The following is a 14731-nucleotide window of genomic DNA, read 5'->3' as shown; positions in this document are numbered from 1 at the left end:
CCGTCGTCGGCGGCGACGGCGGCCTTCCCGGCCTGATCCAGCCGCTCGCGGGCCTCGTCCGGGCGGCCGAGGGCCATCAGTGCCGACGCGATGAGCGTGTGGGTCGCGGCCTCCCGCTGGAACCGTCCGGGGCCGGGCAGGACCGGCACGTCGCACTCGCGGAGCAGCTCCAGGGCCTCGTCCGGGTTCCCGAGCCGCAGCTCGACCTCGGCCCGTCCCCACCGCAGGGCGACGCTCGCGCGGAGGTCGTCGGGGATGTCCTGGGCGAAGGCCAGGCGCAGGTGCTCGCGGGCCACGATCTCGTCGCCGCGGCGGGCGGCGAGCCGGGCCAGCTGCAGGTTGAACTGCGGGATGTCGTCGGCGTTGCCGAGCTCCGCGGACAGCGCCACCGCCGCGGACCAGGCCCGGCGGGCGGCATCGGTGTCCCCGGCGTAGTCCTCCAGCTCGCCGAGTGCGAACGTCGTCATCCCGAGCCCGAAGCGGTCCCCGGCCCGGGCGAACAGGTCGCGTGCGGCCCGCAGCCGGACTCGCTGCACCTCGAGGTCGCCGGCGTTCTCGGCGTGCGCGGCGATGATCTGCGACGCCGCCGCCCGCAGCCAGGTGTCGCCGTCGCCGTCGGCGATGGCCGCGAGCGCGGAGCGGTCCCCCTCGCCGAACAGCAGCCCGGTGGGCGGGGCGAGCTCGACGATCGGGTTCCGCGGCTCGGGCAGCTCGGGCCACAGCGCGACGACGGCGTCCAGCTCCGCCTGCGCGGCACCCGGATCGTCGCCGAACCCGATGTGGACCATCGCCCGGATCGTGCGGGTGACCGCGACCGCAGCGGCCGGCGCGGCCGCCGGGACCGTCGCGACCCGGTCGGACCAGGGCTTCAGCGAGCCGAGGTCGCCGCGGACCGTCCAGCTCCAGGCCAGGGTCGCGAACAACCGGTGCGCCCGGGGGCCGTCGCCGGCGTCGACGGCGCGGTCCAGCGCGCGGACGGCCTCGCCCTCCATCCGCCGCACGACGGCGAGCTGGTCGAGCTGGTCACCGCCGCGCAGCCGCGGCTCCCCGGGCTCCAGCACCGCGAGCAGGTGGTCGGCGTGCGCCGCGGTCACGGCGTCGTGGTCCGGCGCGTCGGCCAGTCGCGCGGCCGCGTACTCGCGGATAGTCTCCAGCATCCGGTAGCGGGTCGCACCGTCCTCCGCCCCGTCCACGGGGACGACCAGCGACTTCTCCACCAGTGCCGGGAGCAGGTCGAACGCGTCGTCGCCGCAGACGGCCTCGACGGTGCCGGCGTCGACCGGGCCGGCGAACACCCCGAACCGGGCCGCGAGCGCACGCTCGGCGGGGGAGAGCAGGTCCCAGCTCCAGTCGACGACCGCCCGCAGCGTCTGGTGGCGGGGCAGCACGGTCCGGGCACCGGACACCAGCAACCGGAAGCGGTCGGCGAGCCGGTCGGCGATCTCGGCCGGGCTCATGCTGCGCACCCGGGCCGCCGCGAGCTCGATGGGCAGCGGCTGACCGTCGAGACGACGGCAGATCTCGGCGACGGCCGGGGCGTGGTCGGCCGGGTCGAAGTCCGGCCGGACGGCGACGGCGCGCTCGGCGAACAGCCGCGTCGCCTGCGCCGGATCCAGCGACCCGAGAGGGTGCAGGACCTCGCCCGGTACGCCGAGGGGCTCCCGGCTGGTCGTCAGCACCCGCAGCCCGGGAAGCCGAGCGAGCAGCTCGTGGACCAGGCCCGCGACGTCGTCGACCAGGTGCTCGCAGTTGTCCAGCAGCAGCACCAGCTCGCGACCGGTCAGCGCGGACACCAGCCGCGCCATGGCGTCCGGCCCGTCCCGGTCCGCGACCGACAGCTCCGGCCCGCCGACGGCGTGCAGCGCGGCCGGAACGACCTGGTCCCCGCCGGTCAGCGCGGCCAGCTCGACCACGGCGACGGCCGGGCCGACGTCGCGGACGGCCTCCTGCGACAGGCGGGTCTTCCCGGCCCCGCCCGGCCCGACCACGGTGACCAGTCGCGCCGAACCGAGCAGCGACCGTACGCGGGCCAGGTCCTTCTCCCGGCCGACGAACGAGGTGAGCGCCACCGGCCGGGGCCGGTCCGGCGGGGGCGCCGGTCGCCGTACGGGGATCGCGGTGGCGGGCGGGTCGTCGCGCAGCAGCTCGGTGCGGGTCCGCAGCAGCTCCGGGCCCGGGTCGACGCCGAGCTCCTCGACCAGCGCGGCCCGGGTCCGGTCCAGCACGGCCAGCGCGTCGGCCCGCCGCCCGGCCCCGTGCAGCCCGCGGGCGAGCGCGACGGCGGTGGTCTCCCGCAGCGGCTGCTCGGCGAGGACCGCGGTCAGCGCGTCCAGACCCGCGGTGGGGGTCCCTGCCGCGAGCCCGCGGGCGGCCAGCTCCTCGGCGGCGCCCGCGCGGGCGTCGGCGAGCCGGGTGGCGGCCGGGCCGGTGAACGCGAGCCCGTTCAGCCCGCCCAGCGGCGGACCGTGCCACAGGCCCAGGGACTCGGTGAGCAGGGCGCTGGCGCGGCCGTCGTCGGGCTCGGCCGCCGCAGCCCGGCGGAGCGCGGCGAACCGCAGCGCGTCGACCTCGTCCGGGTCGACGGCGAGCAGGTAGCCGCCGGTCGCGGTCCGCACCCGCTCGGCGCCGATCGCGCGGCGCAGCCGGGTCGCCAGCGACTGGAGCGCGTTCGCCGTCGACGGTGGGGCGTCGCCCCACAGCGCGTCGACCAGCGTCGCGGTGTCGACGGGGTGCCCGGCGTCGAGCGCGAGCCGGGCGAGCAGACCCCGTACACGGGCGCCGGCGGGCAGCAGGTCGCGCCCGCCGGCGTCGGTGACGGAGACGGGGCCGAGCAGCCGGATCGACATCACCGGCCATTCTGCCCCGCGACGGCGACCGGGTCTCCGCCGATCGGTCAGCTCGACCGCCGGACCACCTGCGCCAGTTCGTCGAGCTTCGTGAGGGTCTCGGACTCCGGCAGGGTCGGGAGCAGGAAGGTGACCCGCTCGACGCCCGCCTCGGCGTACCCGGCGACGACGTCGGGGTCGGGCTTCCCGCCGAACACCGTCGTCGGCACGTCCGGCTTGCCACGCTCGGCCAGGTCGGCGCGGACCCGGCGGATCTCGTCGACCGAGGTGTGGGAGCGCGGCAGCCAGGCGTCGCCGACCTCGGCGAGCCGGTTCAGCGCGGCCTCGCTCTCGCCGCCCAGGTAGATCGGCGGGGTCCGGACCGGCTTCGGCCAGCAGTACGAGCGCGCGATGTCGACGTGCTCGCCGTGGAACTCGGCCTCGTCCTCGGTCCACAGTGCTCGCAGCGCGTGGAGCTGCTCGGTCATGAGCGGCCCGCGGACTCGGGGGTCGACGCCGTGGTTGCGCATCTCCTCGCGGTTCCACCCGGCCCCGACGCCGAACAGCAGCCGCCCGCCCGACACCAGGTCCAGGCTCGCGGTCTGCTTGGCGGTGTGGATGACGTCGCGCTGGGGCAGCAGCGCGATGCCGGTGCCGAGGAGCAGGTCGGTGGTCGTCCCGGCCATCGCGGTGAGCGCGACGAACGGGTCGAGCGTGCGGTAGTAGACCCGCGGCAGGTCACCGCCGCCGGGGTAGGGCGACTCGCGGCTGGTGGGGATGTGCGAGTGCTCGGCGAGGAACACCGAGTCGAAGCCGCGCTCCTCCAGCGCACGGCCCAGCGGTCCGGGGCGGATGCCCTCGTCGGTCACGAACGTGGCGATGCCGAACTTCATGACCGCGGGTACCCGCCCGGCGCGGCCCGCACGCGGGGCGCGCCTCAGCCCGACGACGCGGCCGGCGGACCGCTCCCGCCGAGCCGGGCGGAGAGCTCGTCGGACGCCTCGCGGAGCATCGGGACGAACCCGACGAGCTCGTCGCGCCCGGCCCGCACGGCCGGCACCGACACCGACAGCGCGGCGACCGCACCGGTGTGGTCGAAGACGGGCACGGCCACGGCCACGACCCCGGGGACGCGCTCCTCCAGCGAGATCGCGTAGCCGTCGTGGCGCACCTGCTCGATCTGCCGGTCCAGCCGTTCCTGCGCGGACGGATCCCCGGCGAGCCGGCGCAGCCGTCGCACGGCAGGCGCGGTGTGCTCGCCCTGCTGGGTGCCGGGGACGCGGGGCGGTGGGAGTCGACCGCGGCGACCGCGTCGGCGGCGCTGGAGGCGGCGGCGTCGCCGGTCGCGGCCCCGCTGTGACGGGTCCGGGCGCGGCTCTCAGCCGCGCCCGCCCAGCCGCGCCAGCAGCAGCGCCTCGGCCAGCACCCCGCGCCCGAACATGCCCAGGTGCAGGCTCTCGTCGATCCCGTGCCAGCGGCTGGCCGGGTCCCCGACGCCGGTGACCAGCACCGCGGCGCCCGGGAAGGTCCTGGCGAACTCGGCGATGAACGGGATGGACCCGCCGATGCCGGTCTCGACCGCGTCGTTGCCGTAGGCGGCCGAGAACGCGGCGCGGGCGTGATCGTAGACCTCACCGGTCGAGGACAGGCTGAACGGCTCCGCGACCCCGCCGCCCGGGGTCACCGACACGTGCGCGCCCCACGGCACGTTGCGCTCCAGGTGCCCGGCGAGCGCCTGCTGTGCCTCGCGGGCGTCCTGGCCGGGGGCCAGCCGCATGCTCACCATCGCCCGGGCCCGGGGGAGCAGCACGTTGGAGGCCTCGGCGACCTTCGGCGCGTCGATCCCCAGCACCGCGACGGCGGGGGCGTGGTTGACCCGGTCCGGGATCGACCCGGTGCCGAGCAGCTCGACACCGTCGAGCAGGCCAGCGTCGGAACGGTAAGTGGCCTCGTCCGGGTCGGGCGCGTCGGAGCTGCCGCGCACCAGGCCGGGGACGGCGACCTCGCCCTTGTCGTCGTGCAGGGTGGCCAGGGTGCGGCACAGCGCGGTGAGCGCGTCGCCGATCGGGCCGCCGTAGCCCCCGGAGTGCACCGGACGCTCCAGCATCGAGACCTCGACGACGACGTCGACCAGGCCGCGGAGGCTCGTGGTCAGCGCCGGCACGTCGACGGCCGGGTTCGCGGCGTCGGCGATCACGATGACGTCGGCGGCGAGCTTCGCGTGGTGCTCGGCGAGCAGCGCGGTCAGGGTGGGGGAGCCGGACTCCTCCTCGCCCTCGATGAACAGCACGACCCCGACCGGGGGCTTCCCGTCGTGGGCGCGCAGCACGGCGAGGTGGGTCATCACGCCGGCCTTGTCGTCGGCGGCGCCGCGACCGTAGAGCCGGCCGTCGCGCTCGGTCGGGGTGAACGGCGGGCTGGTCCACTCGTCGTCGCCGCCGGTGGGCTGGACGTCGTGGTGGGCGTAGAGCATCACCGTGGGCGCGCCCTCGGGCGCGGGCCAGTGCGCGACGACGGCCGGGGCCCCGCCGTCGGCGGACAGGATCTCGACCGAGGCGGCACCGGCGTCGCGGGCCAGCGCGGCGACCGCGTCCGCCGAGCGCCGGGTGTCCTCGGCGTGTGCCGGGTCGGCCCAGATGCTCGGGATGCGGACCAGCGCCTCGAGATCCGTGCGCGCGCCCGGCAGGACGGCGTCGACGGCAGCGGAGAGCGCTGCGGGAGCGGGGTCTGTCTGCGGCTCGGCCATGCGGTCGGATGCTACGCGGGCGCGGTGGGGCCGCACCGGTCGCCGATCGTGCCGCCACGCACGGGTGGTTCGTCGCTACATTCGGGCGCATGTCCCGATTCCTGGCGACGTTGCTGGAGTCCGCGACCGGTCCCGACGGGTCCGCCCGCGGGATGACGACGGGGGAGCCGCGCGAACCCGTGCGGCGTTCCTGGGCGGAGGTGCACGGGACGGCCCGCGGGATCGCGGACGCCCTGCGACGCCCCGGCGACGACGGTGGCCCGGCCCTCCCGTTCGGCGGCGCGGTCGGGGTGCTGGCCGGGGAGCCCGCGGCGATCGCCCCGGCCGCGCAGGCGGTGTGGCTGTGCGGCGGCAGCGTGACGATGCTGCACCAGCCGACCCCGCGCACCGACCTGACCGAGTGGGCCGCCGACACCGTCGCCACGCTGACGATGATCGACGCCGCGATGGTGCTGCTGGGCCCGCCCTTCGACGCCCTCGCCCCGGTCCTGACCGAGCGCGGCATCCCGTTCCGGATGCTCGACTCGCTGACCGGCGACCCGGCGGCGTTCGTCGCGGACGCCGCCGTCGCCGACGAGGGCGACACCGCGTTGCTGCAGCTCACGAGCGGTTCCACCGCAGCCCCGAAGGCCGTGCGGATCACCCACGCGAACCTGCACGCCAACATCGGGGCGATGGTGACCGCGTCGGCACTGGACGTCGCGACCGACCGGATGGTGTCGTGGCTGCCGCTGTTCCACGACATGGGCATGGTCGGGTTCCTGACCGTCCCGATGACGGTCGGGCTGGACCTGGTCACCGTCACCCCCGCGGACTTCCTGGGCCGCCCGCGACTGTGGGCCGAGCTGATCTCGTCCTACCGCGGCACCGTCACCGCGGCCCCGAACTTCGCCTACGCCGTACTGGCCCGCCAGCTCGCCCGGGTCGACGACGGCGCGCTCGACCTGTCCACGTTGCGCATCGCCCTCAACGGCGCCGAGCCGGTCGACCCGGCCGCGGTCGCGGCGTTCACCGACGCCGGCGCCCGCTTCGGGCTCCGGCCGGAGTCGGTGCTGTGCGCCTACGGGATGGCCGAGACCGCGCTCGGGGTGTCCTTCGCGCCCGTCCACACCGGACTGACGGTCGACCGGGTCGACGCCGAGTCGCTGGAGACGCTCCGGCGTGCCGAGCCCGCGGGCGCCGGTCCGGTGCGGGAGTTCCCCGAGCTCGGACCGCCGCTGCCCGGGATCGAGGTGAAGGTCGTCGGCAGCGGTGGTCGCGTGCTGGGACCCCGGGAGGTCGGGGTGCTGCACCTGCGCGGCGACGCCGTGACGCCCGGCTACCTCACCGTCGACGGCCCGGCGCCCACCCAGGACCGGGACGGCTGGTTCGACACCGGCGACGAGGGCTACCTGACACCCGAGGGCGTCGTCGTCGTGTGCGGCCGCACCAAGGAAGTGATCATCATGGGTGGTCGCAACATCTACCCGACCGACATCGAACGGGCCGCCGGTGCGGCCGAGGGCGTGCGCGCGGGCAACGTCGTCGCGGTCCGGATGGCCGCGGGTGAGGGGCGGCATAGGGAGTCGTTCGCCGTCGCCGTCGAGGCCCGTGGGGACACCGATGCCGACACCGTGCGCAGGATCCGCGACGACGTGATCCGCCGTGTCGTCTCCGCGGTGGGGGTGCGCCCCGCCGAGGTCGCGGTCCTGGCCCCGGGGAGCCTGCCCAAGACCCCGTCCGGGAAGCTCCGCCGCGCCGCGACGGCGGACCTGCTCACCGCCCGCCGCTGACCCGGACGCACGAGAGCCCCGATCCCAGCGGGACCGGGGCTCTCGTGGAGGACGGGCTCAGCCCGACAGCGGGTGGAACCGGTTCTGCGTCGGCCCCAGGCCCTCGGACAGCAGGGCCTCGGCGGCGTCCGCGGCGAGGTCCAGACCGAGGTCGAGCTCCTTGTTCTCCACACCGGAGAACCGCTTGAGCACGTAGTCCGCCGGGTCCTGACGACCCGGTGGCCGACCGATGCCGAACCGCACGCGCAGGTAGTCCTTCGTGCCGAGCGCCTTGCTGATCGAGCGCAGGCCGTTGTGTCCGCCCTCGCCGCCGCCGCGCTTGAGGCGGACCACGCCGAAGTCGAGGTCCAGCTCGTCGTGGACGACGATCACCTCGGTCGGCGGGATCGAGAAGTACTGCACCAGCCCGGCGACCGGGCCGCCGGAGAGGTTCATGTACGTCCGGGGGACGGCCACGGTCACCGGGCGACCGGCCAGCCGGCCCTGCGCGATGTCGGCGTTCGACCGCTTGTGCGCGGAGAACCGGCCGGCGCCGGCCCGCGTCGCCAGCAGCGCGGCGACGCGGGTACCGACGTTGTGCCGGGTGCCCTCGTACTCCGGACCCGGGTTCCCGAGTCCGACGACGAGGGCCGGCCCCGGCACGGGGCTCACTTGTCGGAGGACTCGGAGTCGCCCTCGGAGTCCGCGGAGCCCTCGGCGGAGTCGCTCTCGCCCTCGGCGGCTCGCTCCTCGTCGGACGGCTCCTCGACCACGCCGGCACCCTCGGTGTCGACCTCGGCCTCGAGGTCCTCCTCGGTCGGGGCCGCGACGACCTGCACGACGAGGTACTCCTCGTCGGTGCGCAGCTCGACGCCGCCGGGGAGCTTCAGGTCCTTGGCGAAGTACTGGGTGCCGATCTCGGCGTCCTCGACGGAGATCTCGATGTTCTCCGGGATGTTCAGCACGTCGGCCTCGACCAGGACGGTGTTGAGGTCCTGGGTGACCAGCGAGCCGGGGGCGGCCTCGCCGGTGACGACGACGTCGAGCTCGACCTCGACCTTCTCGCCACGCTTGATGACGAGCAGGTCGACGTGCTCGATGTAGGGGCGCAGCGGGTGCACCACCACGGTCTTGGTCAGCGCGAGCTGCGGCTGCGCACCGTCGACGTCGAGCTCCAGCACGGCGTTGCGGCCCTGCTCGCGGACGACCGCGGCGAACTGCAGCGACGGCAGCGACAGGTGGACGGGGTCGGTCCCGTGGCCGTAGAGGACGGCGGGGATCTTGCCGGCACGACGGGTGCGACGGGCGGCGCCCTTGCCGAACTCGGTCCGGGTCTCGGCGGGAATGCGGGTCTGGGCCACGGCTGCTTGCTCCTCGAAAGACGTTCTGCGACAGGTGCGCGCGGCGAGGAGCCGACCGGGATCGGCCCACGTCGATCACGGCGGGTCTAGGTGCACCCGCCCTCGCCGCGGAGATGCCGAGAAGAGTACGCCAGGCCCGCGGGCGTCCCGGGGTCAGCCCCCCGCGACGACCACGGGCCCCGCTGGTCAGGCCACCGAGTGGGGGACTCCCGGACCCGGGTCGATGCGGTGCGGGCCGTTCTTGCCGGGCTTGACGTCGAAGTCGAAGATCCCGGTCGGGAGGTAGACCGTGGAGCAGGAGTTCGGGATGTCGACGACCCCGGAGAGCCTGCCCTCGATCGGTGCGGCCCCGAGGATCATGTAGGCCTGGATCGGGGAGTAGCCGAAGTTGGTCAGGTAGTCGATCGCGTGCAGGCAGGCCCGCTGGTAGGACAGGTGCGAGTCGAGGTAGCGCTGCTCGCCGTCGAGGGTGACCGAGGTGCCGGAGAACGCGATCCACTCGCTGTACTGCGGGTCGGTGTTGCCGGGCACGAAGATCGCGTTCTCGCTCACGCCGTAGGTCGCCATCCCGCCCTTGATGACGTCGACGTGCAGGTCGATGAAGCCGCCCATCTCGATGGCGCCGCAGAAGGTGATCTCGCCGTCGCCCTGGGAGAAGTGCAGGTCGCCCATCGACAGGTTCGCGCCGTCGACGAACACCGGGTAGAAGACCCGGCTGCCCTTGGTGAGGTTCTTGATGTCCTGGTTGCCGCCGTTCTCCCGGGGCGGTGCGGTGCGCGCGGCCTCCGCGGCGGCCCGGTCGAAGTCGGCTCCGGTCAGCGAGCCGAGGATCGCCGAGTCGGGGTTGGGCGGCAGGGCCAGCGGCGGCACCCGGTCCGGGTCGGTGTCGATCAGCGCCTGCTCGCGGGCGTTCCAGCGGCCGAGCAGCTCGGGAGAGGGTGCGGTCCCCATCAGTCCGGGGTGGACGATCCCGGTGAACGACACCCCCGGGACGTGCCGGGAGGTGGCCGTCCCGCCCTGGAAGTCCCAGATGACCTTGTAGGCGTCGGGGAACTGCTCGGTGAGGAAGCCGCCGCCGTTGCGGGTGGCGAACACGCCGGTGTAGCCCCAGCCCTGCCCGGCCAGTGGACCGGAGTCCTCCTGGGGGATCGGGCCGACGTCGAGGATGTCGACGATCAACAGGTCACCCGGCTGCGCCCCCTCGACGGCGATCGGTCCGGACAGCACGTGCACCCCGTCGAGCGGGGCGTCGAGGATGTCGTCGGCGGAGTCGTCGTTGTGGATGGCGCCGTCGAACCACTCGCGGCAGTCGACGCGGAAGGTGTCCCCGGGCTTGACGTGGACCTGCGCCGGGATGTCGGGGTGCCACCGGTTGTGGCCGGTCAGCTGCTGGTCGGTGAAGGACCTGGTGCTGTCGAGGGGGAAGACGTTCCTGGGCATCGGGCACTCCCGGGGTCGGTGCGGACGCGGGCGGAGCGGTCAGGGTCGCGGCAGGCCGCGGGTGGCCGGGTGCAGCGGCGGCCCGCCGGGGCGCAGCGGGCGCGGTGGCGGGGCGGAGACGACCTGTGGCTCGTGGGCCGTCGCCGTCGTGCGGTCGATCAGGGCGACGCGGCCGCGGTCGGCGAGGCCGAGCATCGGCGCGGTGATGACGCGCGGGCACGCCTCCCCGCAGGTGGGGCAGCGCGCCGTCGCGGGGGCGCTGCCGATCGGGTGCCGTTCCTCGACGGGGCCGTCGGCCCCGCACCGGTAGACGTAGAGCGCCACGGTCGTACCTCCCGGCACGTCGGGCGACCCGACATGCATCCGAGGAAATAATTTCCTGGGAAAGTACGACCGACGGGCCGGGGTGTCAACGCGGGCGTCAGAGTTGCTGGACGACGTCCCACGCCACCCCGTCGGCGACGGCGAGGAACACCTGCTGGCGCAGGTGCCGGCCGTGCACCTCGACGGTCCCGCGCGGGCTCTCGTAGGCCAGCCCCTCGGCGACCGCGGTCATCGCCGGCACCTCCGGCGACCCGGCCCGGCGCATGAGCTCGGTGAGCAGCCGGACACCCTCGTAGCAGGACTCGCCGAGGCTGTTGAGCACCGGTGCGTCCGGGCCGAAGCGGTGGGCGTGCGCGGCCGCGAAGTCCAGCCCCGACGCCGTCGCCAGGTCCTCGAAGTAGCCGGCCGAGGTGAGCAGCCCGCGGGTGTTCTCCGGGCCCGAGGCGAGCAGCACGTTCTCCTCGATCAGCGAGCTGAAGCGCAGGATCTCCCGGTCCAGTCCGACGGTGCCGAAGGCCCGGTTGAACTCGACGGCGTCGTTGCCGATCAGGAGCATCAGGACCGCGTCGCAGCCGCTCGCCTCGACCCGGTGCAGCACGCGGGAGAAGTCCTCGGTGCCGAGCGGGACGTACATCTCGTCGCAGACCGTCCCGCCGATCCGGCGCAGGTGCTCGGTCGCGACCTGCGCGGACCGGCGGGGCCACACGTAGTCGTCGCCGATGATCGTCCAGCGGCGCACCCCGGCGGCCTCGGCGAACCAGCTCAGCGACGGGCCCAGCTGCAGGTCCGGGGTCTCCCCGGTCAGGAACAGCCCCGGCCGCTGCTCGCCGCCCTCGTACAGCGCGGTGTAGGCGTAGGGCACGCGCCCGCGGATCCGGGGTGCGACGGCCTCGCGGACCGCCGAGATGTGCCAGCCGGTGACCGCGTCCACGGCCCCCGCGCTGACCAGTGCGTCGAGCTCCGCGGCGACGACGGCGGGTGGCGCACCGCCGTCGACCGGCACCAGGTTCAGCTCACGGCCGAGCACCCCGCCCGCGGCGTTGACCTCCTCGGCCGCGAGTGTCGCGCAGGACTCGCACGACGGGCCGAAGATGCCGGCAGGACCCTGGAGCGGGACGACCAGCGCCACGTTGAGCACCTCGCTCCCGCGTGCCGGCACCGCCGTCGCGCGCCCGGGGGCCGGGGTCGGAGTCATGCAGGTGACGCTATCCATCGTGGCCTCGCCCACCCAGCCCCTCGGGCGAAAACGTCCGGTTACGATGCGCTCATGGCGGAGCCCGCGGAGCACGTGCGGCCGTCCGGGGACGAGTCGCTGCGGGCGCTCTGCGCGGTGGGCCGGGCCCTTGACCAGGAGCTCGACGACGCACTGCAGGCCTGTGGCTCCGAGGTCGAGCAGTGGCGGGTCCTGGGGTTCGTGGCGCGGGGCGGCGCGACGATGAGCGCGCTCGCCGAGCACGCACTGCTGCTGGCGCCGCGGGCGACCAAGCTCGTGGACCGGATGACCGCGGCGAACCTCGTCCACCGCAGGCCGGACGCCGTCGACCGGCGCCGGGTGCTGGTCGTTGCGACCGAGCGGGGCCGCGCGGCGCTCGCGGAGTGGGACGCCGCGGCGGCCGGGGTGCTGGAGCGCTACCGGGACCTGCTGGGCCCCGACGCCGCCCTGTTCGACGACGTCCTGGGCCGCCTGCAGGCCGCGACCGGGCGGCCCGGTGCGCCGGGGCAGGCCGGGCTCGTCGCGACCGAGCGCTGACCGGGACGACCGACGGCGCCCCACCCGGAGGCGGAGCGCCGTCGGCGGACGTGCGGGGTGCTCAGGCGTTGCCGTCGAACAGGCTCGTGACCGAGCCGTCCTCGAACACCTGGTGGATCGCCTCGGCCAGCAGCGGGGCGATCGGGAGCACGGTCATGCTGTCGAACCGCTTCTCGTCCGGGATCGGCAGCGAGTCGGTGAAGATGACCTCCGACGCACCGCAGTTGGCCAGGCGCTCGGTGGCCGGGCCGGACAGCACGCCGTGGGTGGCGGCCACGATCACGTCCGAGGCGCCCTCCTTGAGCAGCACCTCGACCGCCTTCGCGACGGTGCCACCGGTGTCGATCATGTCATCGATGACCACGCAACAGCGGCCCTCGATCTCACCGACCACCCGGTTCGCGACGGCCTCGTTCGGCTTGCGCGGGTCCCGGGTCTTGTGGATGAACGCCAGCGGGGTCCCGCCGAGGGTCTCGGCCCAGCGCTCGGCCAGGCGCACCCGGCCGGAGTCGGGGGAGACGACGGCGAAGTTCCCGTTCGGCCGGGTGCTCTTGATGTGCTGGGCGAGCACCGGCAGCGCGAACAGGTGGTCGACGGGGCCGTCGAAGAAACCCTGGATCTGCGACGTGTGCAGGTCCACGGTCAGGATCCGGTCGGCACCGGCGGTCTTGAACATGTCCGCGACGAGGCGGGCCGAGATGGGCTCGCGGCCGCGGTGCTTCTTGTCCTGACGGGCGTAGCCCCAGAACGGCATGACCGCGGTGATCCGCTTGGCCGACCCGCGCTTGAGCGCGTCGACCATGATCAGCTGCTCCATGATCGCGTCGTTGATCGGGGCGGAGTGCGCCTGGATCACGAACGCGTCGCTCCCGCGGACCGACTCCTCGAAGCGGCAGAAGATCTCACCGTTGGCGAAGGAGTAGGCGGACTGCGGGGTGACCGTGACGTCGAGCTCCTTCGCCACGTGCTCGGCGAGCTCCGGGTGCGCCCTCCCCGAGAACAGCATCATGTTCTTCTTGGGAGTGCCTGCGATCGCGCTCACCGTGCGGTGCCTCCTCGGCTGAGGTCTCTCGGGTCTGTCGTGTCGGCGGAGGTGCTGTGACCTGCGCCGTCGGTGCTGGTCGTACCGTTCGTGGACGGGGCGCTGCCCGCCCGCCGTGCCGCCTCGGCGGCGGGGGTGCCGGGCCGCTTGCGCGGCACCCACCCCTCGATGGTGCGCTGTGGTCCACCCGAGACCGCGAGCGCCCCCGGTGGGACGTCGGAGCGGAGCACGGTCCCGGCGCCGGTGTAGGCGCCGTCCCCGACCGTGACCGGGGCGATGAACATGGTGTCCGACCCCGTCTTCACGTGAGATCCGATGACGGTCCGCTGCTTGCGGACACCGTCGTAGTTGACGAAGACCGACGAGGCGCCGATGTTGCTCATCTCGCCGATCGTCGCGTCGCCGACGTAGGTGAGGTGCGGCACCTTGGTGCCCGTGCCGATGTCGGAGTTCTTGACCTCGACGAACGTGCCGATCTTGCAGCGCTCGCCGAGGACGGCGCCCGGGCGCAGGTAGGCGAACGGCCCCACCGAGGCGCCGGGCCCGATCCGGGACTCCGACCCGTGGGTGCGGACGACGCTCGCGCCGGTCCCGACGACGGTGTCGGTGAGCGTGGTGTCGGGACCGATGACCGCGGCCTCGCCGACCTCGCACGCACCGTGCAGCTGGGTGCCCGGGTGCAGCACGACGTCGGGCGCCAGCCGCACGTCGACGTCGATCCGGGTGGTGGCTGGGTCGACCACGGTGACCCCGGCCAGCATCCACTCGCGCAGCACGCGTCGGTTCAGCTCGGCGCCGAGCTCCGCGAGCTGAACGCGGTCGTTCACGCCGCGCACGCGCCACTCGTCGTCGCAGCGGAGGGCGTGCACCGTCCGGCCCGCGGCGACGGCGGCGGCGACCAGGTCGGTGAGGTAGAGCTCCTGCTGTGCGTTGTGCGCGGCCAGGCCCGTGATGCCCGCGCGCAGGAACTCCGCGTCGAAGGCGTAGACCCCGGAGTTGATCTCGCTGATCGCGCGCTGTCCCGGGGTCGCGTCGGCGTGCTCGACGATGCCGGTGACGGAGCCCCCGCTCCCGCGCACGATCCGGCCGTAGCCGGTGGGGTCGGGGACCTCGCAGGTCAGCAGGGTGACCGCGGCGCCGTGGTCGGTGTGCTCGGTGACCAGCGCGGACAGGGTCGCGGTGTCGAGCAGCGGGACGTCGCCGTAGGTGACCAGGACGGTGCCGGTCAGGTCCGCGGGGAGCGGGGTGAGGCCGCTGCGGACCGCGTCGCCGGTGCCGAGGCGCTGCTCTTGGACGGCGGTGGTGGCGGTGCGTCCGAGGGTGGCGGAGATGTCGCCGACGGCCCGCTCCACCCGTTCGCGCTCGTGTCCGACGACGACCACGAGGTGCTCGGGGGCGGTACCGGCCAGTGCGTGCACCGCGTGGCCGAGCATGCTGCGCCCGCCCAGCTCGTGGAGCACCTTCGGCGTCGATGACCGCATCCGCGAACCCG

The 14731-nt window shown here is 74.5% G+C and carries 12 protein-coding genes and 1 pseudogene; 2 read left to right on the top strand and 11 right to left on the bottom strand.

Going from position 1 to position 14731, the window contains the following annotated elements:
- Positions 1-1766: 1766 nt before the first annotated feature.
- The 4 genes and pseudogenes from XF36_RS35290 to XF36_RS21205 form a co-directional block, all read right to left on the bottom strand.
- Positions 1767-2846, bottom strand: a pseudogene (locus XF36_RS35290) (BTAD domain-containing putative transcriptional regulator); the annotation flags it as partial.
- A gap of 47 nt (positions 2847-2893) precedes the next feature.
- Entirely contained in the window at positions 2894-3718 is an 825-nt protein-coding gene (locus XF36_RS21220) for an LLM class F420-dependent oxidoreductase (RefSeq protein WP_020626945.1), read from the bottom strand.
- 44 nt (positions 3719-3762) lie between these two features.
- Positions 3763-4065: an IclR family transcriptional regulator domain-containing protein gene (locus XF36_RS21215; RefSeq protein WP_082375554.1), complete on the bottom strand. Its 303-nt coding sequence runs from the start codon at positions 4063-4065 to the stop codon at positions 3763-3765.
- A gap of 138 nt (positions 4066-4203) precedes the next feature.
- The gene (locus tag XF36_RS21205; RefSeq protein ID WP_060713309.1) at positions 4204-5571 is read right to left on the bottom strand and encodes a dipeptidase; all 1368 of its coding nucleotides are present in this window, start codon (positions 5569-5571) and stop codon (positions 4204-4206) included.
- Positions 5572-5660: 89 nt separating this feature from the next.
- Between XF36_RS21205 and XF36_RS21200 the strand changes: the two genes are divergently transcribed.
- Positions 5661-7343, top strand: coding sequence for a fatty acyl-AMP ligase (locus XF36_RS21200; protein ID WP_060713308.1), 1683 nt, complete (start codon positions 5661-5663; stop codon positions 7341-7343).
- Between the two features lie 57 nt (positions 7344-7400).
- Here the strand turns inward: XF36_RS21200 and pth are convergent, their stop codons facing one another.
- From pth to XF36_RS21175, 5 genes are all read right to left on the bottom strand, one after another.
- Positions 7401-7994 carry an aminoacyl-tRNA hydrolase gene (pth, locus tag XF36_RS21195; protein WP_060713307.1) on the bottom strand — a complete coding sequence of 198 codons (594 nt, stop codon included), beginning with the start codon at positions 7992-7994 and terminating at the stop codon, positions 7401-7403.
- Positions 7991-8683 carry a 50S ribosomal protein L25/general stress protein Ctc gene (locus XF36_RS21190; protein WP_060713306.1) on the bottom strand — a complete coding sequence of 231 codons (693 nt, stop codon included), beginning with the start codon at positions 8681-8683 and terminating at the stop codon, positions 7991-7993. The genes pth and XF36_RS21190 overlap by 4 nt, the downstream gene beginning before the upstream one ends.
- 186 nt (positions 8684-8869) lie before the next feature.
- On the bottom strand, positions 8870-10123 hold the full coding sequence (gene fmdA, locus XF36_RS21185) for a formamidase (protein WP_060713305.1): 1254 nt from the start codon (positions 10121-10123) through the stop codon (positions 8870-8872).
- Between the two features lie 39 nt (positions 10124-10162).
- Positions 10163-10447, bottom strand: coding sequence for a zinc ribbon domain-containing protein (locus tag XF36_RS21180; RefSeq protein WP_060713304.1), 285 nt, complete (start codon positions 10445-10447; stop codon positions 10163-10165).
- 97 nt (positions 10448-10544) lie between these two features.
- Entirely contained in the window at positions 10545-11642 is a 1098-nt protein-coding gene (locus XF36_RS21175; RefSeq protein ID WP_060713303.1) for a substrate-binding domain-containing protein, read from the bottom strand.
- A 72-nt stretch (positions 11643-11714) separates the two neighbouring features.
- On the opposite strand from XF36_RS21175, the gene XF36_RS21170 reads away from it, so the two are divergent.
- Entirely contained in the window at positions 11715-12197 is a 483-nt protein-coding gene (locus tag XF36_RS21170; RefSeq protein WP_060713302.1) for a MarR family winged helix-turn-helix transcriptional regulator, read from the top strand.
- 61 nt (positions 12198-12258) lie between these two features.
- On the opposite strand, the gene XF36_RS21165 is transcribed toward XF36_RS21170, so the two are convergent.
- Both XF36_RS21165 and glmU read right to left on the bottom strand, forming a co-directional pair.
- Complete coding sequence (locus XF36_RS21165; protein WP_233147721.1) at positions 12259-13206, bottom strand: ribose-phosphate diphosphokinase; 948 nt, start codon at positions 13204-13206, stop codon at positions 12259-12261.
- Positions 13207-13235: 29 nt separating this feature from the next.
- Positions 13236-14720 carry a bifunctional UDP-N-acetylglucosamine diphosphorylase/glucosamine-1-phosphate N-acetyltransferase GlmU gene (glmU, locus tag XF36_RS21160; RefSeq protein WP_060714881.1) on the bottom strand — a complete coding sequence of 495 codons (1485 nt, stop codon included), beginning with the start codon at positions 14718-14720 and terminating at the stop codon, positions 13236-13238.
- Between the last annotated feature and the right edge of the window lie 11 nt (positions 14721-14731).

The organism is Pseudonocardia sp. HH130629-09 (assembly GCF_001294645.1).
Classification (GTDB): domain Bacteria; phylum Actinomycetota; class Actinomycetes; order Mycobacteriales; family Pseudonocardiaceae; genus Pseudonocardia.
This window is presented reverse-complemented; position numbering and strand designations above follow the sequence as displayed.

What these genes read in the sequence shown, in the direction of transcription:
- XF36_RS21220 (WP_020626945.1), bottom strand. Translation starts at nt 3,718, where the DNA reads ATGAAGTTCGGCATCGCCACGTTCGTGACCGACGAGGGCATCCGCCCC.
- XF36_RS21205 (WP_060713309.1), bottom strand. Translation starts at nt 5,571, where the DNA reads ATGGCCGAGCCGCAGACAGACCCCGCTCCCGCAGCGCTCTCCGCTGCC.
- XF36_RS21200 (WP_060713308.1), top strand. Translation starts at nt 5,661, where the DNA reads ATGTCCCGATTCCTGGCGACGTTGCTGGAGTCCGCGACCGGTCCCGAC.
- fmdA (WP_060713305.1), bottom strand. Translation starts at nt 10,123, where the DNA reads ATGCCCAGGAACGTCTTCCCCCTCGACAGCACCAGGTCCTTCACCGAC.
- XF36_RS21175 (WP_060713303.1), bottom strand. Translation starts at nt 11,642, where the DNA reads ATGACTCCGACCCCGGCCCCCGGGCGCGCGACGGCGGTGCCGGCACGC.
- XF36_RS21170 (WP_060713302.1), top strand. Translation starts at nt 11,715, where the DNA reads ATGGCGGAGCCCGCGGAGCACGTGCGGCCGTCCGGGGACGAGTCGCTG.
- XF36_RS21165 (WP_233147721.1), bottom strand. Translation starts at nt 13,206, where the DNA reads ATGATGCTGTTCTCGGGGAGGGCGCACCCGGAGCTCGCCGAGCACGTG.
- glmU (WP_060714881.1), bottom strand. Translation starts at nt 14,720, where the DNA reads ATGCGGTCATCGACGCCGAAGGTGCTCCACGAGCTGGGCGGGCGCAGC.